Source organism: Citrobacter amalonaticus, from assembly GCF_001559075.2.
Taxonomy (GTDB): Bacteria; Pseudomonadota; Gammaproteobacteria; order Enterobacterales; family Enterobacteriaceae; genus Citrobacter_A; species Citrobacter_A amalonaticus_F.
The window spans coordinates 3041547-3058924 of sequence record NZ_CP014015.2; the positions used below are offsets into that span (position 1 = coordinate 3041547).

Genomic DNA, 17378 nt, shown 5'->3' on the forward strand with positions numbered 1-17378 from the left:
GTTCAATCCCGAGTAGGCCGGATAAGCGTGAGCGCCATCCGGCATTCAGGGTGACGATGGTTGCCGGGTGGCGGCGTTGCCTTACCCGGCCTACGTAACCTTAACGTCAGGAAGTCATCGTGTGGGCTTATTTACCCATCTTCACTTCGCTGACCCATTTATTGATCAACGCTTTACGGACATCTGTGGATCCGTATTTATCCATGTCGTAGTTGATAAGCTTCAGGTCGTCGAGCTTCAGTGAGTTCGGCGAGGTTTCGGCCGTGGTATTGGTCAGGATCTGATAGGACTTGCCTTTCTTCCACGCCAGTTCTTGTGCGTCTTTTGACAGTACCCAATCGACGAACAGTTTGGCGTTGTCGAGGTTGCGTGCCCCTTTCAGGATACTGACGCCGCCGATTTCATAACCGGTACCTTCACACGGAGAAATCAGCTCCAGCGGCGCGCCCTGTTCTTTTTCCAGCGAGTAGTCATGCAGGAAGCCGATGCCGATGGCGGTTTCGCCACGAGCCGCGTTACGCGCCGGGGCAATACCGGATTTGGTGTACTGCGAGACGTTGGCGTTCAGTTGTTTCAGGTAATCAAAGGCCTGATCGTCACCCCAGAGTTGGGCGAAAGTGGCCAGTGCGGTATAGGCAGTACCGGAGCTTTGCGGATCGGCAATCTGAATTTCGCCTTTGTATTCCGGTTTGGTCAGATCTTTCCAGCATTTCGGCACCGGCAGGTTTTTCTCTTTCAGGCGCTGAGTGTTGACGCCAAAACCGAGGATCCCCACGTAGACCGCTGACGAGAGGTTGCCTTTCACTTTCGCCGGATCGCGGAATTTCTCCATCACCTGTTCCAGGTTCGGGGATTTGTATGGCTGCAGCAGACCCATTTCACCGGCCTGAGACTGTGGATCCAGCGTGCCACCGTACCAGACGTCAGCCTGCGGGTTTTTCTTCTCGGCATCGACCTTGGCCAGCGTGCTGCCGGAGCCGTTGCGAATAAACGACGTTTTCACGTCATATTTTTCCCCAAAGGCTTTGGTTTCCGCTTCGCACATCTCGTTGGTGGCGCTGCAATACACCACCAGACGCCCTTTTGCGTGTGCGGCGCCCGATAAGGTCGCCAGCGCAACGGCGGAGGCAATCAGAGTAGAGGTAAGGGTCATTTTCATTGTTTTATCCTTTGACTGAGAGTGGTGGTGATGCTCGCCATCAGCAGTGGCATCAGCAGTAAACCCATAAGTACGGCGGCGACCGAGAGCAAACTGAACATCCCCGACCAGCCGTAGCGTTCAATGACCAGCGACAGAGGCCAGCCCGCCAGCGCTGCCCCCAGATAGGCGAACAGGCCGAGAAAACCGGTGATTGAACCTGCCGCCGCTTTGTGTCCGCATTCCACCGCCGCCAGGCCAATCAACATTTGTGGGCCAAAGACAAAAAAGCCCACCGTAAAAAAACAGACTGCCAGCAGGGCGTAATGATGAACCGGTGCCAGCCATATCGCGGCGACGGAGACCATCAGTCCCAGCGTGAACAGCAAAATCATCGGCGCCCGCTGACCGCTAAACAGCAGGTCCGAGCCCCAACCGGCAAACAGCGCGCCGAGGAGCCCGCCGACTTCAAATAGCATCACCGTGGCGTTGGCGCTGAGCAGGTTGACGCCATGACTTTCCGTCAGCCAGATGTTGCCCCAGTCGTTGAGCGCAATGCGGATCAGATAGACCAGCACATACGAAACGCCCAGCAGCCAGATCATCGGGTTTTTCAGCATCGTGGTGCGCAGCATTTGCCACAGCCCCATCGGCGGACTCTGCTGCTCCTGGCGCAGTTCCAGCGGATCGTTACGCCAGTTGCCGACGGACGGTAAACCCTCTTCCTGGGGCGTGCCTTTCAGTTGCAGCGCTAACCCAATCCCCAGTGCCATGCTGATTATCCCTGGCATCAGCATTGCGGCCTGCCAGCCCCACCAGTGGGCGGCGAAGGCGCTAATCAGCGGGATAATCGCCCCGCCAATGTTGATCGACATATTCCAGCAGCCCCACCAGAAGCCGCGTTCGTTACGCGAATACCAGTGGGTCAGCAGGCGAGCGCAGGGCGGCCATCCCCAGCCCTGAAAGAATCCGTTCAGCGTCCAGACCGCCAGCAGCAGCGTCAGCGACTCGCCAAAGGCAAACACCACGTTCAGCAGGCCGGTAGCGAACAGGCCCACGCCCATAAACCAACGCTGTCCGTGGCTGTCATGCCATAACCCGGCGGTAAATTTCGACAGGCCGTAGGTCAGATAAAACAGGGAACCCAACAGACCGATGTCACTTTTATCCAGCCCGAGATCGGTTTGCAGCGCAGGCAGCACGTAGTTGACGCTTTTTCGCGTCAGATAAAACGCGGCGTAACCGATGACCATGTACATCAGTAGTCGTGGACGCAGCGTCCGGTAACGTTGATTGATTTCAGTTGCTGCGCCTGCGTGCATAGCCGTCTCCGTTTTGTTGACTATAAGAAAGAGAAACCGAAAGGGGATGAGAGAAAGTCCGGAGTGACTAAGACTTTTTCCTGGTCAGAAGGCGATTTGTTGCAAATTTGTGGGCAAGTTAACACTTACCCGTGTACCGTGCCGCGATTCCAGCGTCAGTTCACCCCCGAGAGCGCTGACCCGCTCGCGCATCCCCTGAATGCCAAAACCGGCTATTTTGTCTGCGCTGATCCCCACGCCGTTGTCGGTCACGTCGAGATGCAGCATATCTCCCTGCTGACGCAGAACAATTCGGACTTCGCTGGCCCCGGCGTGTTTACAGACGTTGTTGAGCAACTCCTGTAACAGTCGATAGAGGGTGAAGCGTACCGTTTCATTCTCGGGCGTGGCGGCAAGCTGATAGTCAAACTGGCAGCGAATGCCGCGCTCCGTAAAGGCAAATTCGTTGAGCAGGTGGAGCAACGCCTCTTTGAACGACAGTTCGTCCAGCGCGGGTGGGCGAAGCTGGCGCAATAACTGGCGGGTGGAGTGATGGATTCGCCGGGCGAGATCGTTGATCTGGCTGGCGGCGGCCTGGGCTTGCGCCGGATCGTGCGCCCGTTTTACCAGTTGCGACTGGATCTGAATGGCGGTGATGTTCTGCCCAATCTCGTCATGCAGTTCGCGCGCCAGGCTCTTGCGCGTATCCTCTTCGGTATGCACCAGTTTCTCGGCCAGCGCGCGCCGCGCCGCCAGTTCCGCTTCCAGACGCCGACGATAATGGTGCAGGTTTTGCGCCAGATGCTGCTGACGACTGATGGCGATCCCCAGACCAATACCGAGCAGCGACTGTGTCGCGAGAAAGATCTCCAGTTCAATCAGATTGCTGAAACCCACGCCAACCTGGCGGGCGATGGTGATCATCATGCTTCCCAATAGCCCTGAGAGCACGCCACCCTGCCAGCCGAATTTCCACGCCATCACCACGTTGGGCAGAAACACCACAATCAACAGCAGGCGTTCAATCTCTGGCGACAGCACCATCTGGGTACCAATGCCAATGATGAAAAACAGGCTGCACCAGATGATTAACGAGGTACGCAGCGGCGGGTTATTGGTGTCCAGCCCCAGCAGGTGATAGCGATGCTGCTGGCGCAGAAACTCGAAGATCAGATAAACGAACGGCGTCAGCAGCACGCCACCGGTAAACGACGCCAGCCCGAGCAGCATCGCCGGACTTTTGACGAACGGCGACAGCAGAGCGGCGTTGAGCAATGAGGCCGCAGTTACCGTGGCCAGCAGCAGCGTCAGCCGCTGCCAGTAAAGGGGGAAACGGTACCAGAAGGTCTGCGCGAGGCTGGCGGGAATCATGCTGATAAGCGGTGTGGTCAGCAGAATATAGCCATTGAGCAGTTGCTCGCTGTGCAGCCAGAACATCATCATCATCGGCGGCAGCACCAGCGCGGGCCAGTAGCGGCGTGATAGCAGGATCAGCAGCGCCAGGTAGACGCCGTGCGGCAGGAACAGGGCCGCCTGCTGGCCGTTGTGCGTCAGATAAAAACCGAGCGTCCATAACATTAGCCAGCCGGTGCCCCAGGCCAGCACAATAAACAGCGAGATGACGACGTGGCGGAGGTTGCGCGACATCAATGCCCCGCCAGTAACTGATGGTCGAGGGCGAAATGAACCAACTCGATGGTGCTGTGGCAGTTCAGCTTGCCCAGCACGTTGGCGCGATGGACATGGACCGTTTTATGACTGAGATCGAGTTTGAAGGCAATCTCCTTTACGCTGTCACCTTTGACCAGTAAATCAAACACTTCCCGTTCGCGTGGCGTCAGAACCTCCAGTACCGGCGATGACGGTTCTCCACCACGCAACGCCCGCAGCGCATCCGCGCAGAGGTAATGCCCCCCCAGCCCAACGGAACGGACGGCCTGCACTAACTCTTCCGGCCCGCAGCGTTTGGTCAGATAGCCGCTGGCTCCCGCATCCAGCGCGCTCTGTACGAAGGCTGGCGTGTCATAGATGCTAAGAATAATGGCGCGAAATTGCGGCCTCTGCGCCCGCAGACGTTTCAGCAGGCTCAGACCGTTTTCGTCCGGCATGGCGATGTCCATCACCGCAACGTTAACGTCGTCCTGCAATAAAGCAGGCCAGGCTTCCGCCGCGCTGCTGTACTGGCCTGCGACGTCGAGGTCTTCTTCGAGACTGAGTAACTGCGCAAAGCCGGAACGCACCACCACATGGTCGTCCACCAGCACCACACGTATCATGATTTTGCTCTCTTGCCGGATAATGACCCTATGATGCCTGGCGCCGCTGCGCTGGCAATCAATCAGGTACAGTTATGGAATGAATGTAACAAAATGGCAATATTTGGGGGCGCTGGTGGTATGTGTTTTCATGTCATTTCATCAAACGGTTCCACAAGGTGTCAGGCATTTCCATGTCACTTCATCAAAGGGTTCCGTTCGCTTTATGACTATTGCTTCTTTGGAACTCACTTACCCGCGAACGTGTTAAGGGCGTTCTCCGCCACGCCCTTAACAATCCCGGCTCCCGGCCGGGAAAATCGCCACTTCGTGGTCCATTCGCCTTATGCCGTCTGCCTGTCGGGTCGGGGCCGAGCCTGCGTCCCTGCAGGCCGTCCCCTCCGCCCGCTTCCCTGCGGGCGGACCCGGTCAGCCGTCAACGGCTCATCGATTTTCACGCCGGACCAACGGCATCGCTTCGATTCTCTGCCTTTCAGGTAAATTCATTTCGCTGTAAAAAAAGCAAACCGCAGAGATGGTCTGGTGTGGATGGGTCCGGCTGAAAATTGCCGACGTGTTTCCGTAAGGCCGGGAGAACCCGCAGGGATGCGGGTTCAGGGCGCGCGAAGCAGGGATGCTGAGTCGCGCCCGGCCCGATAGCCTGGAGGAATAAGCGGAGGGTATCGCGAAGCGACAATTTTCCTGCCGGGAGCCAGGATTGTTAAGGAGGCGGCGACGAGCCTCCTTAACACGTTCGCGGGAAATTTACGTCCAGATAATCACGGTTCGTAGGGCGAACGGAACCCTTTGATGAAGTGACATGAAAACGTCTGTCCCACGGTTAGAAATACAAGGCGAACGGAACCGTTTGATACGGTGACATGAAAGTCATATCCCGACTAACCATTCCCGTTTTTTTTCTAAAAACGCTTTGTTCTTAGCAAGAATTTTTAATTCCTTTATCAAACCCGGCCACAACGAAATACTGCCTCCATAACAAGACATGGGAGCAGACAATATGGCACGTTCATCGCGTAATACACTTCTCGCCGCACTGGCATTCATCACCTTTCAGGCGCAGGCGGTGAACGTCACCGTCGCGTATCAAACCTCCGCGGAACCGGCAAAAGTGGCGCAGGCGGATAACACCTTTGCTAAAGAGAGCGGGGCTACCGTCGACTGGCGTAAATTCGACAGCGGCGCGAGCATTGTTCGCGCCCTGGCTTCCGGCGACGTACAGATTGGCAATCTCGGCTCCAGCCCGCTGGCGGTCGCCGCCAGTCAGCAGGTCCCGATCGAGGTTTTCCTGCTGGCGTCGAAACTCGGTAACTCCGAAGCGCTGGTAGTGAAGAAAACGATCGGTAAACCCGAGGACCTGATCGGCAAACGCATCGCGGTGCCGTTTATCTCCACCACTCACTACAGCCTGTTGGCCGCGCTCAAACACTGGGGGATCAAACCCGGTCAGGTGGAGATTGTGAACCTGCAGCCGCCGGCGATTATCGCCGCCTGGCAGCGCGGAGATATTGACGGGGCTTATGTCTGGGCGCCTGCCGTTAACGCGCTGGAAAAAGATGGCAACGTGCTGACCGACTCGGAAAAAGTAGGTGAGTGGGGTGCCCCGACGCTGGATGTGTGGGTAGTGCGCAAAGACTTTGCCGAGAAGCATCCGGAGGTGGTGAAAGCCTTCGCGAAAAGCGCTATCGACGCACAGCAACCCTATATCGCGAATCCCGACGAATGGCTGAAGCAACCGGAGAACATCAGCAAGCTGTCGCGTCTGAGCGGCGTTCCGGAAGCCGATGTGCCGGGACTGGTGAAAGGCAATACCTATCTCACTCCCCAGCAGCAAACGGCTGAGCTAACCGGACCGGGGAACAAAGCGATTATCGACACCGCGCAGTTTCTGAAGGAGCAGGGCAAGGTGCCTGCGGTAGCAAGCGATTACAGCCAGTACGTTACCGATCGCTTCGTGCAATAAAGGAGGCGCTGATGCTGCAACTCTCTCATCTGTATGCCGATTACGGCGGTAAACCGGCGCTGGAAGATATTAATCTGACGCTCGACAACGGTGAACTGCTGGTGGTGCTGGGGCCTTCGGGATGTGGCAAAACGACGCTGCTGAACCTGATTGCCGGATTTGTACCGTATCAACACGGCAGCATTCAACTGGCGGGAAAACGTGTTGACGGGCCAGGTGCGGAGCGCGGCGTGGTGTTTCAGCACGAAGGGCTGCTGCCGTGGCGCAACGTGCAGGATAACGTCGCGTTGGGTCTGCAACTGGCGGGCATCGGGAAAGCGCAGCGCATCAGTATCGCTCAGGAAATGTTGAAAAAAGTGGGGCTGGACGGGGCAGGAAAACGCTTTATCTGGCAACTTTCCGGCGGTCAGCGCCAGCGCGTTGGCATTGCCCGCGCGCTGGCGGCGAACCCACAGCTGTTGCTGCTGGATGAACCCTTTGGCGCGCTGGACGCCTTTACCCGCGAACAGATGCAAACCCTGCTGCTGAAACTCTGGCATGAGACCGGTAAGCAGGTGCTGCTGATTACGCATGATATTGAAGAAGCGGTGTTTATGGCGACCGAACTGGTGCTGTTGTCACCAGGACCCGGTCGGGTGCTGGAGCGTCTGCCGCTGACCTTTGCCCGCCGCTTTGTGGCGGGCGAAGCGAGCCGCAGCATTAAGTCCGATCCGCAGTTTATCGCGACCCGCGAATACGTCTTAAGCCGCGTCTTTGAGCAACGGGAGGCCTTCTCATGAGTGTGGTGATCAACGACAAGCCGCGCCAACGACCGCTGAGATGGCGCTGGCCGCTCTCGCGCCAGATTACGCTGAGCCTTGCGACGTTAACGGTGATTCTGGCGGTGTGGTGGACGGTTGCCGCGCTGCAGCTGATAAGCCCTTTGTTTTTGCCGCCGCCAGACCAGGTGTTGCAAAAGCTTATCACCATCGCCGGTCCGCAAGGATTTATGGATGCCACGCTGTGGCAGCATCTGGCCGCCAGCCTGACTCGCATCGTGCTGGCGCTGCTGGCCGCGGTGGCTTTCGGTATTCCGGTCGGGATTGCGATGGGGCTCAGCCCGACGCTACGCGGCATTCTCGATCCGATCATTGAGCTTTATCGTCCAGTGCCACCGCTGGCTTATTTACCGCTGATGGTGATCTGGTTCGGGATTGGCGAAACGTCCAAGATCCTGTTGATCTACCTGGCGATTTTCGCTCCGGTCGCCATGTCCGCGCTGGCGGGGGTGAAGAGTGCGCAACAGGTGCGGATCCGCGCCGCCCGTTCGCTGGGCGCGAGCCGGGCGCAGGTGTTATGGCTGGTGATCCTGCCAGGCGCGCTGCCGGAGATCCTCACCGGATTACGCATCGGGCTCGGCGTAGGCTGGTCGACGCTGGTGGCGGCGGAGCTGATTGCGGCGACGCGGGGATTAGGGTTTATGGTGCAGTCGGCCGGTGAGTTTCTGGCGACCGACGTGGTGCTGGCAGGGATCGCGGTCATTGCGATTATCGCCTTTATTTTAGAACTGGGTCTGCGTGCGCTTCAGCGCCGTCTGACGCCCTGGCATGGAGAAGTCCAATGAGTGAACGTCTGAGCATTACCCCGCTGGGGCCGTACATCGGCGCACAGATCGCCGGGGCGGATTTGACCCGCCCGCTGAGCGACAATCAGTTTGAGCAGCTTTATCACGCGGTACTGCGCCATCAGGTGGTGTTCCTGCGCGAACAGGCCATCACGCCTCAACAGCAACGGGCGTTGGCTCAGCGCTTTGGCGATCTGCATATCCATCCGGTCTATCCGCATGCGGAGGGCGTCGAGGAGATTATCGTGCTGGATACGCACAATGATAATCCGCCGGATAATGACAACTGGCACACTGACGTGACGTTTATTGATACACCGCCTGCCGGGGCGATTCTGGCGGCAAAGGTGTTGCCATCCACCGGCGGCGATACGCTGTGGACCAGCGGCATCGCGGCGTATGAGGCGCTGTCGGAGCCGTTTCGTCAGTTGCTGAGCGGTTTGCGGGCGGAGCATGACTTCCGCAAGTCCTTCCAGGAATACAAGTACCGCAAAACAGAGGAGGAGCATCAGCGCTGGCGTGAAGCGGTGGCGAAGCATCCGCCGCTGGTACACCCGGTGGTCAGAACCCATCCGATCAGTGGTAAACAGGCGCTGTTCGTGAATGAAGGCTTCACCACGCGCATTGTTGATGTCACGGAGAAAGAGAGTGAGGCGCTGCTTGGCTTTCTGTTTGCGCATATTACGAAACCGGAATTTCAGGTGCGCTGGCGCTGGCAGCCGAATGATGTGGCGATTTGGGATAATCGTGTGACGCAGCATTATGCGAACGCCGATTACCTGCCGCAGCGGCGTATTATGCACCGGGCCACGATTTTAGGAGATAAGCCGTTTTATCGTGCACCGTGATGGGCCTACGTTTCATTTCAGGCCCGGTAAGCGTAGCGCTACCGGGCAACGGCGTTATAAATGCGCCTCAATATAGCGCTGATACCGGTTGGCCTTCAGATAGGTCAAATCCACCAACACCAGGCCATCCACGCAGTGGTTAAAATCCGGATCGCTGCCGAAATCGATGAACTGCACGCCGCCGGGTTCGCAGAGCTCTGAGTATTGCTTATAGAGCGGGGGAATGCCGCAGCCCAGATTCCCCAGCAGCGACTTCAGCCGCGTCAGATCTTCGCTGTAGTCGTTACCCGCAAACTGCGCCAGCACATCCGGTAGCGAAGCGGGATACGGCTGGCGTGAGACGGCCAGCGGATGCGTTGGCGGAAACCACAGACGATAGAAGGCAACCAGCAGATCGCGCGCATCCGGCGGTAATCCTCCGGAGATAGACACGGGTCCGAACAGGTAACGATACTGCGGATAACGCGCCAGGTATGCGCCGATTCCTGACCAGAGATAATCCAGCCCGCGGCGTCCCCAGTAGCGCGGCTGAATAAAGCTACGTCCCAGCTCAATACCGTGCTGCATGATGTCCGCCATCCGCTCATCGTAGTCAAACAGACTGTGGCTGTAGAGTCCCTCCGGCCCCTGTTTTTCCAGCTGCTGCGCGCAGGGGATGAACCGGTAAGCGCCGACAATCTCAAGATCCTCCTCGTCCCATAAGATCAGATGCAGATAGTCATCATCGTAACGGTCGACATCTCTGCGCTTGCCGCTCCCTTCACCCACGGCGCGAAAGGCGATTTCACGCAGTCGTCCCAGTTCGCGCAGGACCGTCGCTTCCTCTTGTCCGTTGCGCTGCCAGAGGTAAATTTGCTTGCCGTCGGCGGTTTTTCCCAGACATTCCGCCTGTGCCAGCTCGCGTTTCAGTCGTGCTCTGTTCTCCGGCGGGGCGATCGTCGATTCGGTGCGAAAGAGGCCCGGTCGGCCTTTGCCCAGTGCGATCACATGCTCCCGACACTTTTCCGCCTGCTCGCGCACGCTGCTTTTGCTGGTGGACCATTGCGTCCAGGCAATTTGTTGACCGATGCGTACGGGTAGCGTGCTGCCGCGACGGCGAAACATCTGCTGCATTAACAGCAGCAGCGTCGCGCTGGAAGAAACCAACCCACAGGCATAGAACAGCGGGCTGTTGTACGCCTGAATATGTACCGGCAGCAGCGGCGTCCGGTACTTTTCTGCCATGCGGATAAATCCGGAGTGCCAGCGGCGTTCAGCGATTCCTTTTAGCGTCAGCCGCGAAACTTCCCCTGCCGGGAAGAAAACCAGCGCGCCGCCGGCCTGCAGATGGCTATCCATTTGCTGTAACGACGATTTTGGCGTGCGTCCCTGAATGTTATCGACCGGGATGAACAACGAACTCAGGGGCTCCAGATGGGAGAGCAGTCGGTTAGTCACCACTTTGATGTCACGCCGTACGCGGGAGAGGGCATAGATGAGCGCCAGTCCATCCAGCGCACCGGTAGGGTGGTTGGCAATAATGATCAGGGGGCCATTTTCAGGGATGTTTTCAATGTGATGCTCGGGGATTTCACAACGTATTTGTAGATGTTCCAGGACCTGTTCCACCATATCCACGCCTTTCAGATGACGATGGCGGGCGGCAAACTGCTGGAACTCTTTTTCATACAGTACGCGTTGTAACACCTTTTTCTGCCAGGGCGCTGTCCTTGCCTCGGGCCAAAGGTCGCTGAGTACGTTATCGAGACTGAACATAACAACACCTCCTTCTTCCTGTGCTGACAGTAGAAGCGGTAAGTGTCGCTTGTATGACGTTTGGGTGACGTTTTGGGGAAAGGCCGGATGGCGGGGCCACCCGGCATGTTCAGGGAAAACTTAACGCAGGATTTTTTTCTCTGCCAGATCCCGTGCGAAGTAGCTGAAGATCAGATCCGCACCTGCGCGTTTGATAGCGCCTAAGCTTTCCAGTACCACTTTTCCTTCATCAATGGCGCCTGCCATGGCGGCAAATTTGATCATCGCGTATTCGCCGCTGACCTGATAGGCGCCGAGCGGCAGCTCTGTGCGCTCACGAATGTCACGCAGGACGTCCAGATAGGCACCCGCCGGTTTCACCATCAGGCAGTCCGCACCCTGCGCTTCATCAAGCAGCGATTCGCGAATCGCTTCACGGCGGTTCATCGGGTTCATCTGATAGGTTTTGCGATCGCCTTTCAGCGCGGTGCCCGCCGCTTCGCGGAACGGACCATAGAAGGAAGAGGCAAATTTGGTCGAGTAGGACATGATGGCAGTGTCGGTGAAGCCTGCGGCATCCAGCGCCTGGCGAATCGCCTGTACCTGACCATCCATCGCGGCGGAAGGGGCGATGAAATCTGCGCCTGCTGCCGCAGCGACAACGGCTTGCTTGCCAAGGTTTGCCAGCGTAGCGTCGTTATCCACGCCATGTTCACACAGCACGCCGCAGTGACCGTGGGAGGTATATTCGCAGAAGCAGGTGTCTGACATCACGATCATTTCTGGCACGGTCTGCTTGCAGATACGCGACATCCGCGCCACCAGGCCGTCTTCCTTCCAGGCGTCGCTGCCGGTGTCATCGGTATGGTGAGAGATACCAAAGGTCATGACGGAATGGATACCGGCGTTGGCAATACGTTCGATCTCGCGCGCCAGGTGTTTTTCCGGAATGCGCATGACGCCGGGCATGGCCTCAATCGCTTTGTAGTCGTCGAGTTCTTCTTCAACAAAGATCGGCAACACCAGATCGTTCAAGCTGAGTGTTGTCTCTTCAAACATGGCGCGTAGCGCTGCAGATTTGCGCAGACGGCGAGGGCGATGGATTAAGTCTGTCATGGGATGCCTGATGTTTGTGAAATTGAAGGCCATAGTATACCTGAAGCCACGGGCGAGTGTTTTACGAAAATGGGCCTTATGGTTTTGTTTTCCTGAAAAATAAATGGAATAGTTTGGCAATTTTTTGTCGTAAATAACCAAATAATTATATTTGGTTATTTTATTATTATTTCCTGTGCTATTTAACATATCAATTCATAAAAGTGGTTATTATTCCTGGTTAATTGATGTTTATTTATTAACCATTATCTATTTTTTGGGTTGCAAGTATTGATATGTTATATATATTCCTCTGTGGTTTTATTTTAATTTGTTGTTTTATATGTGTTTTTATATTTTTATTGAGCGATTGTGGTGATGTTGTTATTGTCTGTTTTCGGACTCCAGGGAAAGAATAATTGAACCTTTCATTGCGGACACCGCATAATCCTCCTTGCGAAACATAATGTTCTTTATGCATTGGTTATTGATGGATCAACACTATTACGTCCCTGAGGAGGGATGACAAATGCACTCCTGGAAAAAGAAACTTGTAGTCTCACAATTAGCATTAGCCTGCACGTTGGCAATCACTTCTCAGGCGAATGCTTCAACAGATATTTCTGGTACGACTTACACCACATTTGACCACTATAACGACGCAACTTATCCGGATGGTGTGTACTACGATGGTTACGTCGGCTGGAATAACGATGGCACCGATAGCCTGTATAACGGAGATATCTACCCGGTAATCAATAACGCGACCGTTAACGGTGTCATTTCAACTTATCTATCTGGATGATGGTCTTTCTACCAACACCAATAGCAACAGCCTGACGATTAAAAACAGCACCGTGCACGGCATGATTACGTCAGAGTGCATGACGAGCGAATGTGCCGATGGTCGTGATACGGGCTATGTCTACGATCGCCTGGCGCTTACCGTTGATAACTCAACCATCGACGATAACTACGAGCATTATACCTACAACGGCACCAACACCGACGGTACCGCCGATACGCATAATGTTGATGTTTACGACCTGGGGACTGCGATCACCCTGGATCAGGAAGTGGATCTGGCTATTAGCAACAACTCTCACGTTGCTGGCATTACCCTGACGCAGGGCTATGAGTGGAGCGATGTTGACGATAATACCGTCAGCACTGGCGTAAACAGCAATGAAGTGTTCAATAACACGATCACGGTAACGGACTCTACCGTGACGTCGGGTTCATGGACAGATGAAGGTACCTCGGGCTGGTTTGGCAACAACGGTAACGCCAGTGATTACAGCGGTAAAGTTACTGCTGATGACATCGCTTTAGCTGTGATTGCCAATCCGGCGGCAGACAACGCCATGCAGACGACCGCTTATTTCAGCAATTCTACGCTGATGGGCGATGTGGTTTTCTCCAGCAACTTTGACGAAAACTTCTTCCCGAATGGCGCGGATAGCTATCGTGATACTGACGCCGATGTTGACACCAATGGCTGGGATGGCACTGACCGCATGGATCTGACGTTAGATAACGGCAGCAAGTGGGTGGGTGCAGCGATGTCGGTACATCAGGTTGATACTGATGGCGACGGTGTATATGACGGTGTTGCGGCGGGTACCGACGCGACCGCTACGCTGATCGACATTGCAGCGAACAGCCTGTGGCCGTCATCAACGTATGGCATTGATGATGACAACACCGCTTATGATGAAAACGGTCATGTTGTTGGTAATGAAGTCTATCAAAGCGGCCTGTTCAACGTCACGCTGAACAATGGCTCCGAGTGGGATACCACGAAAGCCTCTTTGATTGATACTCTGAGCATCAACAGTGGTTCTGTCGTGAACGTTGGCGATTCCTACCTGGTTTCTGACTCCATTGGCCTGACAAGCGGCGCTGCGCTGAACATCAACGAAGATGGCCACGTGGCAACCGACACGCTGACCATCGACAACAGCCTCGTCACGATTGCTGATGATGTCTCTGCGGGTTGGAGCGTGGATGATGCTGCACTGTATGCCAACACCATCAACGTCACCAATGACGGTGTTCTGGACGTCGGCAACAGCGCGGACTATGCGCTGCAGACGGATACCCTGAATCTGACCAGCTCCACCGATGCGGATGGCAATGTGCATGCTGGTGTGTTTGACATTCACAGTAACAACTACGTTCTGGATGCCGATCTGACCAACGATCGTACCGCAGACACCACCAGGTCTAACTATGGTTATGGCGTTATCGGCATGAACTCCGATGGTCACCTGACCATTAACGGTAACGGTGATGCTTACACCGCTGATACGTCTGAAGTGGATAACGCAGGCGACAATGCGGCTGCGGCAACCGGTAACTACAAAGTACGTATCGACAATGCCACCGGTGAAGGTTCCATCGCGGATTACAAAGGCAAAGAGCACGTTAACGATAAGAACAGCACGGCGACCTTCTCTGCGGCGAACAAAGCGGACCTTGGCGCATACACCTATCAGGCTCAGCAACAGGGTAATACTGTTGTCATGCAGCAGATGGAACTGACCGATTACGCCAACATGGCGCTGAGCATTCCGTCTGCCAACACCAATATCTGGAACCTGGAGCAGGATACCGTCGGAACACGTCTGACCAACTCTCGTCACGGTCTGGCGGATAACGGCGGCGCATGGGTAAGTTACTTCGGCGGCGGCTTCAACGGCAACAATGGCACCATTAATTACGACCAGGATGTCAACGGCATCATGGTGGGTGTGGATACCAAAGTTGATGGTAATAACGCGAAGTGGATTGTCGGTGCAGCGGCAGGCTTCGCCAAAGGCGACATGAGCGACCATACCGGTCAGGTGGATCAGGACAGCCAGTCTGCCTACCTCTACTCATCCGCTCGCTTTGCTAACGACGTCTTTGTCGATGGCAACCTGAGCTACTCCCACTTCAACAACGATCTGTCTGCCAATATGAGCGACGGTCAGTATGTAGATGGTAAAACGTCAACAGATGCCTGGGGCTTCGGTCTGAAACTGGGCTACGACTGGAAAGTGGGTGATGCGGGTTACGTTACGCCGTACGGTAGCGTGTCTGGTCTGTTCCAGTCTGGTGATGACTACCGGTTAAGCAACGACATGCATCTTGACGGTCAGTCTTACGACAGCATGCGTTATGAACTGGGTGTGGATACGGGCTATACCTTCACATACAGCCAGGATCAGGCGCTTACGCCTTACTTCAAACTGGCATACGTGTATGACGATCAGGGTAACCATGCGGATGTCAACGGCGATTCTATCGACAATGGCACCAAAGGTTCAGCGGTTCGCGTTGGTCTGGGTACGCAGTTCAGCTTTACCAAGAACTTCAGCGCGTATACCGATGCGAACTACCTTGGCGGCGGCGATGTTGATCAGGACTGGTCGGCTAACGCGGGCGTTAAATATACCTGGTAATCATTCCCTTACGGAAATGGATATCGCGGCGTTAATCTAAAAAAATGCCCGTCAAGGATTTGACGGGCATTACTGCAAGGGACGCACAGATGTTATCTCTGAATAAACCGCTGCAAGAATTTGCACAGCTCGATAAGTTTTTGTCAAAATTTGGTACCCGTTTTGAACATGTCCATGAAAAACATCTTCTTTATTCCACTGAAAAACATCCCGACACGACAGTAGTGATTCTGGAAGGGATTATCTCATTAAGACGTAATGAACATATTCTTGTGGGTATCGCCCAGGCCCCTTTCATTATGGGATTGACCAATGGAGTGATGAAAAATGATGTTCAGTACGATCTCATCAGCGAAGGGATGTGCTCGGGTTATCACCTTTCGTCGTCGCAAACCGTTGCGATTATTGAAGAATATCAGCTATGGCGTGAAGCTTTTTACTGGTTAACCTGGCAGAACCGGATCCTGCAGCAGCGCGATCGTCAGTTAATTGGCAATAATTCCTACGAACAGATCCGAACCACCCTTTTCTCGATGATTGAGTGGGATGAAGGTTTACGCTCACGAATTGGGGTGATGAGTTATATTCACCAGCGCACGCAAATTTCACGCTCCGTGGTGGCAGAAGTCCTTGCGGCGTTACGAAAAGGCGGCTACATCGAAATGAATAAAGGCAAACTGGTGGGAATAAACCGTTTGCCTTCAGATTATTAATTAAGACGCCGGAACCACGCGCGGCGTATTTTCGCTCAGTTCAACCACCAGTTCGTTAATACCGTCGCTCATGCTTGTAAAGCGGGTGAGCGGAGAGCGAGTGACAACCACAAACGCACCCACATTTTTTTGCGGAATCATTGCCATATAGGTAATGAACCCTCCGCCACCGCCGGTCTTTTGAATAATTCCCGGGCGTCCATTCTTCGGCGCCATATAGACCCACCCCAATCCCAATGCATCGGCCTTGCCGGGGACATCCATGCCGGTTACCCGCGTTAACTGTGCGCGCTGATAAATCAGCGTTTGCATTCTGTCGGCCTGATTACTGCGCTGGTAAAAATCAGAGGACAGATACTGCTGCATCCAGCGCATCATGTCCCCCGGAGTTGAATAAACCCCGCCGCTGCCGATGGCTGCCAGCGTGTTATTACACGGGCTAGCCCCTTTCTCTGCGACCATCAGACGTTTGCACTGATCGGGAGAGGGAGTATAGGTGGTGTCTTTCATGCCCAGCGGGCGGGTGATTTTCTCTTCAAAAAGCTGGGTATAGGGTTTGCCGGAGGCGTTTGCCAGCGCATCCGCCAGCAGGTCGAACGCCAGATTGGAATAGGCCGCCTGTGAACCCGGTGCGGCTTTCAACGTCGCCGTGGAGAGATAACGCCAGCGCTGTTCACGCGTAGGCCAGACAAACACCGGGCGCTTTGCCGCGCCGCCGGGTTGTTCACGCGGCAGTGCGCTGGTGTGCGTCGCCAGGTTGACCAGCGTGATCGGTTTTCCCTCATACGATGGTACGCGCGCGCCGACAGGGGCATATTTGCTCAGCGGATCGTTCAGTTTTACGGTGCCCTGATCGAGCAGTTTGACCAGCATTTCACTGGTCATCAGCTTAGTGAGTGACGCAATACGAATCACGGAATCCAGTTGTGGATGCACGTTATTACCCGGACGGGTTTCACCGAAGCTGCGAAAAACACGCTGGTTACCGTCGATCACGACGAGTGCCATCCCCGTCGCCCCGCTGCCATAAAAAATATGTTCGGCGTAACGTTCGACAATATCAGACGCAAAAACCGGGTCGGCGACAGGCTGAGCCGCCTGGACTGAGGTCAATGACGCCGCACACAGCGCGGCAGAAAAAAGCAGACTACGTTTCAACGGTGTTGTCCATGAATGAGATGAAGTGAAAAACGTTACACGAAATCATTCGGGAGGCATCGGGACGGCAAGCGAGTCAATCCCCCGCCACAACGTTAACGATGTG

12 protein-coding genes and 1 pseudogene are annotated in these 17378 nt (G+C 55.2%); 6 read left to right on the forward strand and 7 right to left on the reverse strand.

Going from position 1 to position 17378, the window contains the following annotated elements:
- Positions 1 to 127: 127 nt before the first annotated feature.
- The 4 genes from AL479_RS14645 to AL479_RS14660 form a co-directional block, all read right to left on the reverse strand.
- A complete protein-coding gene (locus AL479_RS14645; protein ID WP_043001654.1) occupies positions 128 to 1159 on the reverse strand; it encodes an ABC transporter substrate-binding protein in 1032 nt (343 codons plus the stop codon).
- Positions 1156 to 2460: an MFS transporter family glucose-6-phosphate receptor UhpC gene (gene uhpC, locus AL479_RS14650; protein WP_061076578.1), complete on the reverse strand. Its 1305-nt coding sequence runs from the start codon at positions 2458 to 2460 to the stop codon at positions 1156 to 1158. The genes AL479_RS14645 and uhpC overlap by 4 nt, the downstream gene beginning before the upstream one ends.
- Before the next feature lie 84 nt (positions 2461 to 2544).
- Positions 2545 to 4086: an MASE1 domain-containing sensor histidine kinase gene (locus tag AL479_RS14655; protein WP_061076579.1), complete on the reverse strand. Its 1542-nt coding sequence runs from the start codon at positions 4084 to 4086 to the stop codon at positions 2545 to 2547.
- The gene (locus tag AL479_RS14660) at positions 4086 to 4715 is read right to left on the reverse strand and encodes a response regulator transcription factor (protein ID WP_044328386.1); all 630 of its coding nucleotides are present in this window, start codon (positions 4713 to 4715) and stop codon (positions 4086 to 4088) included. The genes AL479_RS14655 and AL479_RS14660 overlap by 1 nt, the downstream gene beginning before the upstream one ends.
- Before the next feature lie 997 nt (positions 4716 to 5712).
- On the opposite strand from AL479_RS14660, the gene tauA reads away from it, so the two are divergent.
- From tauA to tauD, 4 genes are read left to right on the forward strand one after another with little or no spacing between them, the layout of a single operon-like run.
- A complete protein-coding gene (gene tauA, locus AL479_RS14675; protein WP_061076580.1) occupies positions 5713 to 6675 on the forward strand; it encodes a taurine ABC transporter substrate-binding protein in 963 nt (320 codons plus the stop codon).
- 11 nt (positions 6676 to 6686) lie between these two features.
- Positions 6687 to 7454: a taurine ABC transporter ATP-binding subunit gene (gene tauB / locus AL479_RS14680; protein WP_061076581.1), complete on the forward strand. Its 768-nt coding sequence runs from the start codon at positions 6687 to 6689 to the stop codon at positions 7452 to 7454.
- Positions 7451 to 8278: a taurine ABC transporter permease TauC gene (gene tauC, locus AL479_RS14685; protein WP_061076582.1), complete on the forward strand. Its 828-nt coding sequence runs from the start codon at positions 7451 to 7453 to the stop codon at positions 8276 to 8278. Before tauB ends, tauC begins: the two co-directional genes overlap by 4 nt.
- The gene (gene tauD / locus AL479_RS14690; RefSeq protein ID WP_061076583.1) at positions 8275 to 9126 is read left to right on the forward strand and encodes a taurine dioxygenase; all 852 of its coding nucleotides are present in this window, start codon (positions 8275 to 8277) and stop codon (positions 9124 to 9126) included. The genes tauC and tauD overlap by 4 nt, the downstream gene beginning before the upstream one ends.
- 54 nt (positions 9127 to 9180) lie before the next feature.
- Here the strand turns inward: tauD and AL479_RS14695 are convergent, their stop codons facing one another.
- Together AL479_RS14695 and hemB are read right to left on the reverse strand one after the other, a co-directional pair.
- Positions 9181 to 10881 (reverse strand): lysophospholipid acyltransferase family protein, encoded by a 1701-nt coding sequence (locus AL479_RS14695; protein ID WP_061076584.1) that lies wholly within the window; start codon positions 10879 to 10881, stop codon positions 9181 to 9183.
- A 120-nt stretch (positions 10882 to 11001) separates the two neighbouring features.
- A complete protein-coding gene (hemB, locus tag AL479_RS14700) occupies positions 11002 to 11976 on the reverse strand; it encodes a porphobilinogen synthase (RefSeq protein ID WP_061076585.1) in 975 nt (324 codons plus the stop codon).
- Between the two features lie 508 nt (positions 11977 to 12484).
- On the opposite strand from hemB, the pseudogene ehaB reads away from it, so the two are divergent.
- Positions 12485 to 15401, forward strand: a pseudogene (ehaB, locus tag AL479_RS14705) (autotransporter adhesin EhaB).
- Positions 15402 to 15490: 89 nt separating this feature from the next.
- Positions 15491 to 16114, forward strand: a complete 624-nt coding sequence (gene iprA / locus AL479_RS14710; protein ID WP_061076586.1) for a hydrogen peroxide resistance inhibitor IprA — start codon at positions 15491 to 15493, stop codon at positions 16112 to 16114.
- Here iprA and ampH read toward each other — a convergent pair whose 3' ends face one another.
- The gene (gene ampH, locus AL479_RS14715) at positions 16115 to 17272 is read right to left on the reverse strand and encodes a D-alanyl-D-alanine-carboxypeptidase/endopeptidase AmpH (RefSeq protein ID WP_061076587.1); all 1158 of its coding nucleotides are present in this window, start codon (positions 17270 to 17272) and stop codon (positions 16115 to 16117) included.
- Positions 17273 to 17378 lie beyond the last annotated feature (106 nt).